At 58.8% G+C, this 13,678-nt stretch carries 12 protein-coding genes and 1 pseudogene; 4 read left to right on the top strand and 9 right to left on the bottom strand.

Going from position 1 to position 13,678, the window contains the following annotated elements; all coding sequences use genetic code 11:
- Nucleotides 1-6: 6 nt before the first annotated feature.
- Nucleotides 7-384 carry a RidA family protein gene (locus BLS48_RS22725; protein WP_091582406.1) on the bottom strand — a complete coding sequence of 126 codons (378 nt, stop codon included), beginning with the start codon at nt 382-384 and terminating at the stop codon, nt 7-9.
- 14 nt (nt 385-398) lie between these two features.
- Nucleotides 399-1,370 (bottom strand): quinone oxidoreductase family protein, encoded by a 972-nt coding sequence (locus tag BLS48_RS22730; RefSeq protein WP_091582409.1) that lies wholly within the window; start codon nt 1,368-1,370, stop codon nt 399-401.
- A gap of 198 nt (nt 1,371-1,568) precedes the next feature.
- Between BLS48_RS22730 and BLS48_RS22735 the strand changes: the two genes are divergently transcribed.
- The gene (locus tag BLS48_RS22735) at nt 1,569-2,447 is read left to right on the top strand and encodes a LysR family transcriptional regulator (protein WP_342028529.1); all 879 of its coding nucleotides are present in this window, start codon (nt 1,569-1,571) and stop codon (nt 2,445-2,447) included.
- 74 nt (nt 2,448-2,521) lie between these two features.
- Here the strand turns inward: BLS48_RS22735 and BLS48_RS22740 are convergent, their stop codons facing one another.
- From BLS48_RS22740 to BLS48_RS22755, 5 genes and pseudogenes are all read right to left on the bottom strand, one after another.
- Nucleotides 2,522-5,527 carry an autotransporter outer membrane beta-barrel domain-containing protein gene (locus BLS48_RS22740; protein WP_091582412.1) on the bottom strand — a complete coding sequence of 1,002 codons (3,006 nt, stop codon included), beginning with the start codon at nt 5,525-5,527 and terminating at the stop codon, nt 2,522-2,524.
- Nucleotides 5,528-6,151: 624 nt separating this feature from the next.
- On the bottom strand, nt 6,152-6,784 hold the full coding sequence (locus BLS48_RS22745; RefSeq protein ID WP_091582414.1) for a LysE family translocator: 633 nt from the start codon (nt 6,782-6,784) through the stop codon (nt 6,152-6,154).
- A gap of 86 nt (nt 6,785-6,870) precedes the next feature.
- Nucleotides 6,871-7,319, bottom strand: a pseudogene (locus tag BLS48_RS22750) (recombinase family protein).
- Nucleotides 7,291-7,464 carry a Tn3 family transposase gene (locus BLS48_RS36805; RefSeq protein WP_143019474.1) on the bottom strand — a complete coding sequence of 58 codons (174 nt, stop codon included), beginning with the start codon at nt 7,462-7,464 and terminating at the stop codon, nt 7,291-7,293. Before BLS48_RS36805 ends, BLS48_RS22750 begins: the two are co-directional and overlap by 29 nt.
- Before the next feature lie 126 nt (nt 7,465-7,590).
- Complete coding sequence (locus BLS48_RS22755) at nt 7,591-7,881, bottom strand: DUF1330 domain-containing protein (protein ID WP_091582417.1); 291 nt, start codon at nt 7,879-7,881, stop codon at nt 7,591-7,593.
- 66 nt (nt 7,882-7,947) lie between these two features.
- Between BLS48_RS22755 and BLS48_RS22760 the strand changes: the two genes are divergently transcribed.
- Nucleotides 7,948-8,433, top strand: coding sequence for a MarR family winged helix-turn-helix transcriptional regulator (locus tag BLS48_RS22760; RefSeq protein WP_091582420.1), 486 nt, complete (start codon nt 7,948-7,950; stop codon nt 8,431-8,433).
- A 478-nt stretch (nt 8,434-8,911) separates the two neighbouring features.
- Here the strand turns inward: BLS48_RS22760 and BLS48_RS22765 are convergent, their stop codons facing one another.
- Nucleotides 8,912-10,078: an FAD-dependent oxidoreductase gene (locus BLS48_RS22765; RefSeq protein ID WP_091582423.1), complete on the bottom strand. Its 1,167-nt coding sequence runs from the start codon at nt 10,076-10,078 to the stop codon at nt 8,912-8,914.
- A 55-nt stretch (nt 10,079-10,133) separates the two neighbouring features.
- On the opposite strand from BLS48_RS22765, the gene BLS48_RS22770 reads away from it, so the two are divergent.
- Together BLS48_RS22770 and BLS48_RS22775 are read left to right on the top strand one after the other, a co-directional pair.
- Nucleotides 10,134-10,751 carry a TetR/AcrR family transcriptional regulator gene (locus tag BLS48_RS22770; RefSeq protein WP_208604660.1) on the top strand — a complete coding sequence of 206 codons (618 nt, stop codon included), beginning with the start codon at nt 10,134-10,136 and terminating at the stop codon, nt 10,749-10,751.
- Nucleotides 10,752-11,886: 1,135 nt separating this feature from the next.
- On the top strand, nt 11,887-12,168 hold the full coding sequence (locus tag BLS48_RS22775) for a hypothetical protein (protein WP_143019471.1): 282 nt from the start codon (nt 11,887-11,889) through the stop codon (nt 12,166-12,168).
- A gap of 465 nt (nt 12,169-12,633) precedes the next feature.
- On the opposite strand, the gene BLS48_RS22780 is transcribed toward BLS48_RS22775, so the two are convergent.
- Complete coding sequence (locus tag BLS48_RS22780; protein WP_091582538.1) at nt 12,634-13,548, bottom strand: nucleotidyltransferase and HEPN domain-containing protein; 915 nt, start codon at nt 13,546-13,548, stop codon at nt 12,634-12,636.
- Nucleotides 13,549-13,678 lie beyond the last annotated feature (130 nt).

A 13,678-nucleotide genomic window follows, 5' to 3' on the forward strand; every position in this document is an offset into this window, starting at 1 on the left:
GGCCCTTCAGTTAGCAATCAGGTCGATTTCGACAGTGGCACCCAAAGGCAACGCCGCGACTCCGATACATGTTCTGGCCGGAAATGGCGTGTTGAAGTGGCGCGCGTAGACCTCATTTACCGCGGCAAAGTCCGAAATGTCAGTGAGATAGACCCCAACTCGAACGACGTCGGCCAATGTCTTGCCCGCTGCCTCCAGAACCACCTTGAGATTTGCGAAAATCTGCTCAGCCTGCGCTTTGACATCACCCGGGATCAACTTTCCCGTCACCGGATCCTGAGCCACCTGGCCACTGAGGTAGATGGCACTGGTGGCTTTCATGGCCGGTGAAAAAGGTCCTGCGACAGGGGCGAGCTTTTCAGATGTAATCGCGTGGCGCGTCATGGTGGTTCTCCAGGTTAAAGGGAAAGAATGGTGGCGCCAGTCGTCTTACGATTCTCGAGTTCGCGGTGCGCTGTTTCCGCCTGCGCCAACTCATAGCGTTGGTTCACGGAGACCCGGACCTTCCCGCTGCCAACGATTGCGAAAAGATCGGCCGCAGCGGCCTCGAGATCGGCGCGCGTCGCGGTGTAGTTGAAGACCACTGCTCTCGTCAGAAACAGTGACCCCCTCTGCGCCAGTTGCGAAACTTGGATGGGAGGCACGGGGCCCGACGAAGCCCCGCTCACCACCATCAGGCCATGTGGTTGCAGGCAATCGAGTGATCCAAGGAACGTGTCTTTTCCTACGGAGTCGAAGACGACAGGAAGTTTCTTTCCATCGGTAATCTCTCGCACTCGGCTGACGAAGTTCTCCCGCGTGTAGACGATGGGATGATCGCAACCATGCTCTCTGGCAATTGCGGCCTTGTCCTCGCTCGACACGGTTCCGATAACGATTGCGCCGAGCGCTTTGGCCCATTGTGTCATGAGCAGTCCAAGACCACCCGCCGCAGCATGGATCAGGATCGTGTCGCCCGACTTCACTTTGTAGACTTGCCGCAGGAGTACCTGGGCGGTCAGTCCCTTCAGCGTGATTGCCGCGGCAAGATCGTTGGAAACATTCTCGGGAAGGCTTATCAGTCTGTCGGCATTTATGATGCGCGCCTCGCTGTAGCTTCCAAGCGCCCCTGCGTAGCTCACCCGATCGCCGACCTTCAGGGATTCGACATCCGGCCCGAGCGCTTCAACCACGCCCGCGGCTTCCATACCGGGTATGAACGGCAAGGGCGCAGAATAGAGTCCCGTGCGGTAGTAGACGTCAATGTAGTTCACCCCGACTGCTGTGTGGCGCAGCCTCACTTCCCCGGGCCCAGGCAAGCCAATGTCGACAGACTGAGATTTCAGGACTTCTGGACCGCCTACGGCACCAATCTGGATAGCTCGAACCATTCATTCGCCTCCTGATCTGAGCTACGCGGCGGCGGGACAGGGTCCGCCACGCGTACGCAAAGCATACGTCTCGACATAGCGGCACCGGCTGGTTGCAGTTCGCCATCAAGGTCCATCGGTGCCTGGGTAAGGCATCTCTATCATCGGTGTTGCCAGCAAGGAAAAGAATGTTAGGAATGCACAGGATTAGAAAACGTGATGGCGGCTATGATCAACGTTCTCGACCTCGGCCTTGTTCGTACATTCGTTGCGGTGGCTGAACATGCCGGAATGACGGCCGCCGGCAACGCTTTGCATTTGACGCAAAGTGCCGTCAGCCAACAAATCAAACGCCTGGAGGAATCCCTTGGAACATCGCTGTTCATCCGGGACCGCAGGGGCTTGCGCCTGACCCGCACCGGTGAGCGTCTCCGGAGCAGAGCTATCCGCCTGCTAAGCCTGAACGACGAGATTATCTCGGAAATGACCGCCACTGGTCCCTCTGGCCGCGTCAGGGTCGGCGTGCCGCTCGACCTCGTCGGAAATACGCTTTCGGCAATTCTGAAAGCCTATGTGGAAGCGTATCCCCTGGTCGAGGTATCCCTGCTGTCCGGCTCATCGACGGAACTGAAGAAGCTCGTTCTTGGTGGGGAGATCGACTTGGCTATCGTTGAGGAGAGGGCCTCATCGTCAGGTGGCAATTGCCTGGGCGTCGAAAGACTGGTTTGGGCCGGCGCGAAGCAAGGACGAGCCTATCGCAAGAAGCCCCTTCCCGTTTCGATGGTTTCGGAGACCTGTGCGTTTCGGCCGGCGGTCATAGAGGCGCTGGACAAGGCGGGGCGAGACTGGCGCACCGTATTCGAGAACGTTAGTATGGAAGCAACCGCAGCGACGACCCGCGCCGACCTTGCGGTTTCGGTATGGCTTGAAACATATGCTCCCGCTGACCTTGAGATTCTGGGGCCGGAATGCGAGGTCCCTCGCCTGCCGTCTTTTGCGATCAATCTTTACGGCCCGGCTCAGAACGCCAGCGCGGCGGTGCGCTCGTTCGAATCCCACCTTCGCAATGGCTTCATGAGGGAGCGCCGCGCGGCTTAAGTTACCTGTCGCAAAAGGTGGCAATCCTAGAACGATGATTTCCGGCGGCGGCCACGACGTATTCTTCGGTCCGTCTAGAACTCCACGCCCACCCTCGCATTGAAGGTGTGATCCTGACTGCCTGAAGCCAATTGTCCACTGTAGGTCACACCGAAAATGGCGTCGTCTGTAAGGTTCAGGTCGATGGCGGCTTCGACGACCGCGACATCCCTGGCGATCGGCACGCCGACAATGTCGAACGCTTCGGAGCCGCCAAAGGTAAATGTGGAGAGTGGGATTGTATCGCCATAGGCATGGCGCCAGCCGATTGTCCCGTTTGTCGTGACCCGTATGCCCGAGAGGTCGAAGCTGGTCGAGGCTCGCAGCCCAAACGTTGTAGAGGTTGCTTCTGTGGTCTGACTCTCGGCATGAAGCGCGCTTGCGCCCCCGCTTTCCGAATAGGCATCGGTGTGAAGGCTCACATACGACAGGTTGGCGAAGGGCTCGAAGGCTGCCGGGACGGCATCGATACGGTAGCCGGCCTCGCCGAAGACGTGGAAAGTGCCAGCGCCATATTTGGCCTGCAGACTGTCGGCGAAGCCGGGAAAGGTGACCGTGCGGCCGGTCTCGATGTTGTGCCATACGTAAGCCGCGCCGGTGCGCAGGCCAAACTGGTTCCATTGCGCGCCGCCATAGAGCCCGAAATTGTAGTTTGCGGAATCGCCGGACGAGGCCCGATCCTCTACGTCGATATTAGTGTGGCTATATCCGGCTATCGCACCGAGGCGCCAGGTTTCGAAAGCAGGGCCGTCGACACCGAACACGACCCCACCGGTGGAGCGCTTCAGCGACGCATTGCCATCCTCCTCCGCATGGCCCCAAGATCCGAAGGCGGTGCTCCAGGCGGCAAATTGATCGGTCGTGGCGGGAGCGAGTTCCGGTCCTCCCTCACCGAACGCCATCACGGGCAGCGAAGCAGTGGCGCCAGTTCCAGAGAAGGCCGCGCGCAGCCTCTCGTTGATTGCATTGAGAACGAGGCGGGTGTCATTGATCAGCGCTGTTTTGGCCGAGGCATGGATCTCGCCAGTCAATTGGTCGAAGGCGGTACGGGTGGCCTCGGAGTCACCTTGCAGGGCGATGGCGTTCCACAGTGGATTGCCGGAATTGAGACTGTCGATGGCGCCAGCGACCGCCCGTTGGTTCGGTGTGATGCCGACCTCGGCGAACTCGATGTCGTTGCGGATCAGTTCCAGCGTCACGTCGTTGCCGTCCCCTCCGGCGTAGTCGAGCTTCTCGTCCAGGAACAAAAGGTTCTTGTTGACGGCACCGAACACGCCGGTCACCGCATCCGTATCGTCATTGTCGATGATGTTGAAAGGTCCGTTGGAGATATTCCAGCTGGAAGCCGAGTTCGGCGACATAAGCAGGTCGAGCGTGGCGCCGGAAATATCCACCGTGCCGGAAACCTTGACCTGGTCGGCTGCGGCGGGTGTCGCCTCGATCTGCAACGTGCCATGGTTGACGTAGTTTCCGGCAATAGCCTGCGTGCCGATCGAATTGCCAGGCGCATGCACGCCGCCGGCATCGATCGTCATGGCTCCGACGGTACCGGTGCCCCCCAGCCCGGCGCCCGTTCTCACGGCGACAGTGCCGTTCAGGCTGCCGTTGACGGCAAGCGACCCAGCGACCAGTTCCATACCGTCGACAAGAGTGACGTCGCTGCCAAGCGCCCATTTTCCGCCTGCGGCATCAACTTTGGCCGACGCAAAATTCAGAAAATTTCCCTGGAAGCTGCCGCTGCCCGAACCTGTCAGCAGTAGTGTATTGGTTCCGGCCTCGGCATCGATGTTTCCTTGAACGGATGCACCGGTCTCCAGCTTCAGGCTCGAATTCCCCGAACCGAGCTTCACGTCGCCATTGATGATACTTCCCTGAAGTAGGGACAGGTCGAACGATCCCGTACCTCCCTGTATCGCCGCCTGCGCTCCTGTGATGGTCGCATTTGCCACACTCATTTGTGTCTTGCCGCTGCCGCCGAACCTGACACCAATGCCGTTTGCGCTTGAAAGTCCGCCAGTCACGACGCCGCCAGTTATGGTGACCTCGGTGTCTCCCGAGGTTACAACGGAGAGACCATGGGTTCCTCCGTTCAGCGCGCCGGCCGTTTGCGTGAAGGACGCGGCGCCAGTCGTCTGCAATGCGACGGCATGCACCTTGGTGGCTGTTATCGTGCCGGAATTGGTAACATCCGCCGTTCCTTGCGAAACGAAAAGGCCGACATCCCGACCTTCGATGGTTCCGGAATTATCGGCTGCCACATTGCCGTTCTGTAGCAACACCCCATAGATCGGACTGGAAAAAGAAGCGTCACCTTTAGCAGTGTAGGTGCCGGTGTTCGTGAAGGTGAAGTCGCCGCGGCTCCAAAGACCTTGTCCGATGTTGGTGAATTCGATCGTTCCGGAATTGTTGAGCGATCCACCCCCATTCATGATGACGCCGAAGCCGCCACCGTTGCTCGAAACATTTCCCTTGTTGACGAACGTTCCGGGGGTCGGAGACGTCGCGAAGACAACGCCTCCAAGCAGGGTGCCCCGGTTTTCGACATTGCCACCGGCAAGGACATGAACGGCTATCTGGCTGCCAGAAATCAACCCGTCATTCTGGACGTCTGCCACCCCGCCCTCAATCACCAAGCCCTTGCGCGAACCCTCCACCTTTCCGGTCGAACTCACATTGACTGTTCCGCCCGCTCGTAGCCAGATGCCATACACGTCATTGTCCACATCGAGGACTTTGACCAAGCCGTCGACATTGACCGTCCAGACCCCCAATCCCGGAGAGAGGTAGGGTTGAATGGCGTGATTGCCTCCGGACTGCGTTGTCACGGAACCTGTCTGCGTCACGTTGACGGTTCCTGTCGACTCTACGACGGACGACACCGGGACGGTAGTTGCAGTCGAAATGGTAATCGTCTCGGCCTGGGATTGACTGGCCCATACGCTCGCGGCGATTGCAATCACGGACGCAGAAGAGCGGAAAAAATAACCCGCGCAGACTGCGTGTTTGTCCAAATTTGTTTTCCAACGCGCAAACAACTTCATGAAAATTCCCCCGAACCGTCAAAGGGATATCGCGTCCAGCTCCAGTGAGCGTCAACTCGAGGCTCCTCACCTTCAGTTGAAGAAATTTCATGCAGAGATCTGGAGCGAACTACGATCCTCGACTTGTCGAGGAAAATCCGGACCGATCCAGTCGACGAAGGCTTTCTTCCGCGTGCCTCTGCCACGCCTCACAAACAGGAAAGCCCGAACAGTCCAATTCCACATGTCGCCACTTTTGATAGGCAGTGCAAAAACGATGTCCGCAAGGGTCAAAGCATGGCGGCAAGCTGCTCACGTGGACGCTCGTGGATTGATGTCGACGTAAGAGTCCTTGTCGGGATTCCCATGGCCTTGGCGGCGTGCGAGTCTGCGGGACGCATACTGGCGTCACGTCCATCTGAGTTCGACCGATCGCAAGCGCTTGCAGGCGATCGTCGATGACCGCAACTGTCCCCAGAAGCATGTCTGGCGCGCCCGGATCGTGGTGGCCAGGGCCAATGAGCTGGGCACGCGGCGGTCATGCGTGCCGTTGGCGTCAGCAAGACGGGGTCGTTTGCAGGAGGGAGCGAAATACTACCTTAAGCTTCCCGCGAGAACCGCCCGGCTTGGTCGGATGGGATGCAGTTAGTTTCTGACTCCCAATGCGAGACGACAGGCCAATCCTGCGAAGACTGTCGCGAGAAGATACTGCGGCAGCTTCCTGAACCGGACCAAACCGGTGACACGACTGCGGATATGTCCGCTCAGCAAGACAACCGAGCCATTTACGACAAAGCCGATTCCGTTCAGCACGGTAGCCAGAACCAGCATTTGGACGGTGAGTGCCCCCGCCTCTGGGTGCACAAACTGAGGAAACAACGCCAGGACAAAGAGGGCCATTTTCGGATTTAGAAGATTTGTTGCCAGACCTTCGCCGAGAATCCGCTTCATTGAGAACCGTTTTAGGGTCGATGTAGGGGAGAAATGCGTGCCCTCAGAACGAATAGTTTTCCAAGCTAAGTACATCAAATAGGCGCAGCCAGCCCAGCGAATGATCTCGTATGCCATTGGAACTGCGACAAAAAGCTGTGAAAGTCCCAACGCTGCTGCGAGGGCATGGCAATATGTGCCGAGTGCTATACCGGCATAGGTCAGAAACCCTGCAGCTCGCCCCTGGCTTATGCTGCGTGACGCAATGAGAAGCATATCGGGCCCGGGCGTGGCAGTGAGCACGACACACGCGGTGGCAAAAAGCATGATTGTGGAGAAATCCGGCATATCGTTTTCCTTCGAGTTGGCCGGAATTCCGAACTATCAAAATCCATTAAGATGACAAGCCTGAACCGATGACAAGTTGCGAATAGTCAGTTCTCCGACATCAGATGAGAGCCCCGTGTTCGCGTAACGATATCAGCCACGGTGTTTTTGCTGATGGCCATATCGCGGGCGATCCAGCGATAGCTACGCCCCTCGGCGACAACGGCGAGCACCTTCGGGGCGAGGCGATCTCCTTTCGGACGTTGGCCTGTCTGGCGGCCGAGTTTCTTTCCCCGCGCTTTTGCGGCGGCGAGACCGGATTTGACGCGCTCACTGATGGGGTCACGTTCGAATTCCGCAATGCCCGACAGGAAGGTCGCAAGCATCCTCCCGTGTGGAGATGACAGATCGAAGGTTATCCCGTTCATGGCGATGACGGAACATTCCAGCTTTCCAATTTGCGGAGCGTATTGAGTAGATCGATCGTTGAGCGTCCCCAACGCGAAAGCTCAGTAACCAGGATCACGTCAATCTGTCGAGACTGAGCAAGCGCCATGATTTTGCGTCGCTCGGCTCGGTCGAGCTTCGCGCCGGAACCTGTGACTCTGCACGACGGCTCCAGCGGCCATACCGGCAGGGAGCCTCAGAACATCGGGCCAATTTTCACGGATCAGCCGGATGTTGATCCGTCCGCCTGTCAGCGGCTGAAGAGCAGGCGGTACGTGATCGGGAGCGGGGGCAGCGGCTTCCTAGGCAGCCCTTTGCTGCGAAGATCGCGAACGGAGCGGGACCCGTCCGTAGCCAGACGACCGCGGTCTTGGTACCCCTCAGCCTGCGTCTACGACAAACATGCGTGCTTCCTGCGCCGCGTCGCGCTCAACCTTGATCGGCGCGTACTCCGGTGACTGATAAAACGCCAGCGCGTCGTTCAGGGTCGCGAATTCGAAGATGCCGGCCATGGGCAATGGCGCCACGTCCCCTTCCAACATCTGGGCCACCGGCCCGAAGTGGAGGATGCGGCCTCCTGCTGTCTGTAGCGCCGCCTGAAAGCGCGGCGCCAGTGCGGCTTGCCTGGCCGGATCTTTTATACGCAGATTGACGTGGACATAGGCCGTCATGGCGCGGCTCCCTAACAATACTGCATATACAGTATTATGTGAGTGGGAGCTTGTCGAGACCTGCAAATGACAGAGGCTTCTGATCTCTATCGCCGCGTCGAAACCGAGTGCCCGGCCTTCCAGGCCCGGGTCACAGCGCGGGCGCTCACGCGCTACTACAATGCCTGCTTTCGGCCCTTGGGGATCACCGCAGAGCAGTTCAGCCTTCTTGTGGGGATTGGCGGCAGCCACGAACCAACGCTCGCTGAGTTGGCGGCGCGCGCTGGGGTCGACGCCACCACTCTCAGCCGCAACGTGAAGAGCCTCGAGCGGAGGGATCTCGTGCGCAGCCATGGGGGGCGGGGCCGAACCGGCAAACGCCTGGTACTTACCGACGGAGGGCGCCGGCTGATGAACGACTCAATGGCCGCGTGGGAGCGCGCCCAGGTCCGGTTGGCTGAGGCTCTTGGCGAGGAGACATCGCGTGCAGCCCAGAGCGTCATGTCCCAGCTTGCAGTCGCTGCGCAGGCTGCGGCCTCGGCTATCTCACCAACCGATTCCTCAGGTACCTAGCTCGGGACACCCGCTACCCGAAAGCATCGCATTAGCCGCTGCTGGTGTGGGTAGCAGTGCCCACTGTTCGATCTCCCGGGTTACCACTTCACCCCGTAGCGGGCGTTGGCGAGGCGTCCGTCAAACCACCAGATGGCGGACTGGCCTCTCGCTATCTGTCGTCGTGCGGCGGAGTATCGCACATCGGTACCAACCGTCTGATTCAATCCACTTGCTCCATCTATCGTCACGAGTATCGCCAGCGGCCGGTCGATCAAGGCATAGTCCAAGCGTTGCCCGAGTGCAGTCAGGCGGTCAACAGCCTACAGTTTACTGCTACAAATTTTGCTCGACCGAAGGAGCGCCGTATCCTTATGTATTGGAAAACATTGTATAATTTCGGTAGGAAAAATGTGCATTGAGGGTCCTGGCGCCCCAGCCATCATCTATTTTGTTTTGATAATAAAATCAGACACTTACAGTGATTCTAGGTGCACAACTAACGGTTATCAAGCTCGGCCAGCAGCCGCGCCAGCTTGGCAGGCATGCCAGGAATATGGCCGGCGATCGCAAGTGCGGTGTTGCGCAGCAAACGTGCTGGCGCGGATTTAAGGGTTGCTGCTCGTGTCATTCGATCAGTCATCGTGACCACATCTAACGCGATCTCATGGCGGCGCGCCGCCCATGCATCCAGCGAGGTGGTGGCGCTCGACCCGACAGCTTCGAGCAGAGGTTGAACGAGGGATACGGCATCCTGGATGCCCGTGTTCATACCTTGCCCGCCTGCCGGGCTGTGCACATGCGCGGCGTCTCCGCATAGCAAGATGTGTCCCACGCGTGGCGTGGCGGTGACACGATGTTGAAGGTGGAAACGCGAGCTCCAGACAATTTCCTGGATTGTCGATCCCGCGCTCTGTGGCCCGCGGGTGTCAAGAATGCGCTGCAGGAACGCGATATCGGGATGCTCGGGGGCCGTGTCAATGGTAGCGACGATCCGATAGCCCTCATCCGGCAACGGCGCGACCACCACCAATCCTGCAGGCGAAAAAAACAGGCTGACCTCATCGCGGGAGAGCGGCCAGTTCATCCGGACATCGGCAAGGACGAAGCTTTCCTCGTATGCACCGCCTTCGAAGGCGACACCGGCGGCGGCGCGCACCACGCTATGGGCGCCGTCACAGCCGATCAGCCAGTTGGTTTGGATCTGCTGTTCAGCTTTGCCATCTCGCTTGATTGCCAGATCAACGCCGTTGCCCCGCACATTGACCGCAACCACGTCCACCGGACGTTCGACCTCACCGCCAAACGCGCGCAGCCGTTCCAGAAGGATGCCCTCGGTTCGGTTTTGCGGGCACATGATTGTGAATGGATACGGGGTATCAAGGCCGGAAAAGTCGACCTCCATCAACACCTTGTCACGATCATGAATGCGGAAGATCGGAACCTTGACCCCTTCCGCGAGCAGTGCAGCGGTTGCTCCGAGGGGCGCAAGGACCTCCAGCGTCCGCGCATGCACAACCGCGGCGCGCGACGTGTTCGCGCCTTCCGCCTGCCGGTCGAGCACCAACGGTGTCGCCCCCTGCCGTCGAAGTTCGGCGGCAAGGGCCAGTCCGCTTGGGCCGGCCCCGACGATGACGATTTCAGGATGAGAAGGTAGCGCGTTCATGGCATACTCCAAAAAATGCGAACAGGTGTTCGCATTCAACGTTGCGTGAGGCGATTTGGTTCAGAACCTCGTAAATAAAAGTGCGAGGTCTCAAGCGCAGCGGCCGCTTAGGTCTCAACCGAACCGTGACCGCATTCTGGCTGCCGCGCGCCATGTCTTCGCGATACACGGGTATGATCGCGCGACCATCCGGTTGGTGGCCGCAGAGGCGCGAACCGCGCCGTCCATGGTGATCCGCTACTTCGGCAGTAAGGATGGGCTGTTTGCGGTGGCGGTTCAATTCGAACTGCGCCTACCTGATCTGACTCGCCTTCCAAAGGATGACCTCGGGGCACACCTGACGCGGCATTTTCTGACCCGGTGGGAACAAGCGCCGTCCGGCGGGGAATTGGGCGCGCTCCTTCGCGCGGCCGTCAGCAGTGAGGAAGCTCGCCAGCGCTTGATAGAGATTTTCCAGGGCCAGCTCCAAGTTGCGGTTGCGGCGATTAGCAGCCCCGAGGATGCAGACAGACGGGCGGCCCTGATCGCGAGCCAGTTCCTTGGACTTGCACTCACGCGATATGTGCTGGCTCTTCCCGCCTGTGTTGCGATGGAGCATGAGGTGATCATCGCCAACGTCGGCGCGACCGTTCAGGCGTATTTGACCCGAGGCCTTTCTGTGCGCGGCGATTAGGACCGTCGAGCGCCGATGGATACGATCATAGGGAGCCTGTCCCTGCGCGGTATAGCACCGGCTCACATTCTGACTCGCGCAGACATTTTGCGGCTTCCGGAATAATCCGTTCGCAAGGTCACTTGGTTCCTTAAGGCCACCGCGAATATACGGCATCATTAAACTGGATACGGAAGAACTAAGCACTGAGTTTCAGTGTGTAGGCTGTCCGCTCGGCCCTTCCGGAATAATTCGACGTGCCAGAGGTCGACAAAGGGGGAACTCCCCGCCTACCTAAAGCGGCTAGTCGGACGTGTCACCGCTTCGCAAATCGCTTCCGCGTCCACCGCATCATCTTTCCGCGCTTCACATAAGCTTCACGTAGGACGGGTATCCGGCATGGGAGTCAATGGTCCGCTGATTGGAAGTCAATGGTCCGCTGATTGGAAGTTACTGGGCCACTATCTGGAAGGCCTGGAGGGAAAGCCTTCCGCCTGATCGACGCTGCGTTCGCCGACGCGCCCCCTTCTGCGGGGAGATTCCCCAGGATGTGCGGAAACCCGCCGGTCAGTCGAGCGTGCCCGGCGGTCCTGCGTCTGCTCAACCGCAAACAGCTTTTGAGGCATGGACCGCACGTTCCGGGCGTTGGCCGATTCCACCCGGCGCGGCGTCCAGCAACGGCTGATAGACGAACCTGGGCTTTCGGTCGGCGAGCTCGCCGGGTCCTTTTCGCTGAAGCTTCCCGGCATGACCAAGCATCTTGAATTCTTCTCACTTTCCGGTCAGCGGCCGCATGACAACCTCAGGAAAGCGCCGGCCAGCGGGCAGGACATTGCCGCACGAATGACCGCTCTGGAAACGTCCTGCGAACGTCCGCCCATGGCGCAACCGCGATCTCCGGCATGGTCGTTGGCATGTCTGGTTTTAGGCAGTGAGAAAGGCACTCTAAACGGCCAACATGAGGCGATAGCTCACAGGTATAGTCCTTGCACCTGTGGCATCTCTCTGAGGCAATCCCATTGTCGATGGCGGAGCAAAATAGCCGTCGTTCGCCAGAGCGAGGGGCAAGCGCACAGCTGTCAGGCGTCAATACCCGTTTCTGAGGATGGAAATCCCCAGCCGGATCGGCAAACTTCCGGGCTGAGGAGTGACTGCCATGAGCGCCCTAATCTACCATCTGACCGAAGATAGCGACGGAGCATGGATGATCGTGTTCGAACCCGAAACTCTGCACCTTTACATTGAATTTGTGAGGCCGGGCAGGACCACAAACCCCGCCCGCTGGATGACGATTGACGACTTTCTTGCACGACGGCCGCGTAACCCCGCTCACGGGCGTGCGATCGACAGTCTGGTGGCGTTGCTCCGCCGAGCGCTTGGCCGCGAAAGCCAGGTTCGCTTGGATCACCTTCAAAATCTTGAGCGGCGCCCCAAATAGGTCTGGCTGACGCCGAACTAGCCCGACGTGGAAGCGCCATTTCGGGTCCGCGCAATGACCATCGCCTCGCATTGGAGGCCTAACCTTGCTTTCGCGGGAGGTGACTTTCGAAGATCCTAAACCAGAACCGATAATCGGCTTCCCGACCCTCACTGCGAGCGTAAAGGGCACACCAGGCCGCGACCAGCGCGGTGCCGTCAAGGGTTGCCGAAGTGGCGAGTTCGCTTGCCTTCCCATGAACGTTTGCCGGAGTTTGTCTGTCAGGTTTCAGCATGATGATGTTCCTGCGTGAATGTCCGACGCAGGGGTTAAGTATGGCCGGACGTCAAAACTCTAGCTGAGCCACGATCGAGACAGTCCGTCTCGACTTTTCCGTGTCGTCCCTGGCAATCACATCACCTTCTTCAACAGCCTGATCCGATCTCCCTTGGTGTGATCAAATTGGTCCTCCTGTAAGCATCGAGCTCACGCAGCAGAAACTTGTTGGGCAAGCATTTCCAGATGCTGCCTGCAGATAGACCCGACAAGGTCATGCAGGATCGCCGTTCGTTCGCCAAGCCACTCCAACGCTTCAACGCTGATCTGGTAGTGTTCGGAATATCGTGCCTTGACGTAGGCCTCATTGAGCGTGTTGAACCATGCGCGAAAACGCTGCTGATCGCGCGGCCAGGCCTCAGTCAGCCGCAGATCATGTTCTTCTGCTAACGTGCGAAGAAAGTTCAAATTGTGCGATGGCGGGCTGTAGCTAGTCCTCGCTAGCAAGAATGTCGAATACGATTGTTCAATAGCTTGATGGAGCAAGAAGGCACCTTCTCTAAGCATGCCGTCTGCCAACGCCGTATTGAATAAGCGGTAGAAGTTCCTTGCGGAAGGCATCCGGCCCTCGAAATGCCCACGCGCTGATTTGAGCGCATCGGCGGGGCTCTGAGGTTTTGGTTCCGCTAAAGGCTCGTCATCGAGTTCATAAAGCACGATGCCCTGGCGACGTATATCGGAGAAGAAATACTGCCCCTGCCTGAGCGCGGTATTCACTTCCCGGCGAGAGTGCACGATCAGTCCGACCTGGGTAGAAACACCGCGATCGTGCAACAGGCGGTCGGCTGCCTTGTACCAGTATGTCGCAAAGTCCGTCAGCTTGCGGTTGTTGACGACAACCAGCAGATCGAAATCTGAACGGTAGCCCTTCATGGTGTGCGGCTCGTCGACCCAATCGCCGCGCGCGTAAGACCCAAACAGGATGATTTTGAGAATCCTGCCCTTTTTCTTGAACTCGGAAGAGCTGCCCTTGAGCGCATCCTCGAACTCCTCGTGCAGGATCTCGACGATGCGGGCGAGTTCCCGCTGCTTCGTCAATGGCAGGTGATCAAGACTGGTTTTCATCATGCGATAATTCGCGGTCCGCGATCTGCGTCAAAGGGTTAGATGGTGCCGTCGCGAAGTCCATACACACGGCCTTTCACCTGCATATCGCCACGGACCGAGTGCCACAACTCCTGCTTGTCATAAGCAA

This window comes from Mesorhizobium qingshengii (assembly GCF_900103325.1).
GTDB classification, from domain to species: Bacteria; Pseudomonadota; Alphaproteobacteria; order Rhizobiales; family Rhizobiaceae; genus Mesorhizobium; species Mesorhizobium qingshengii.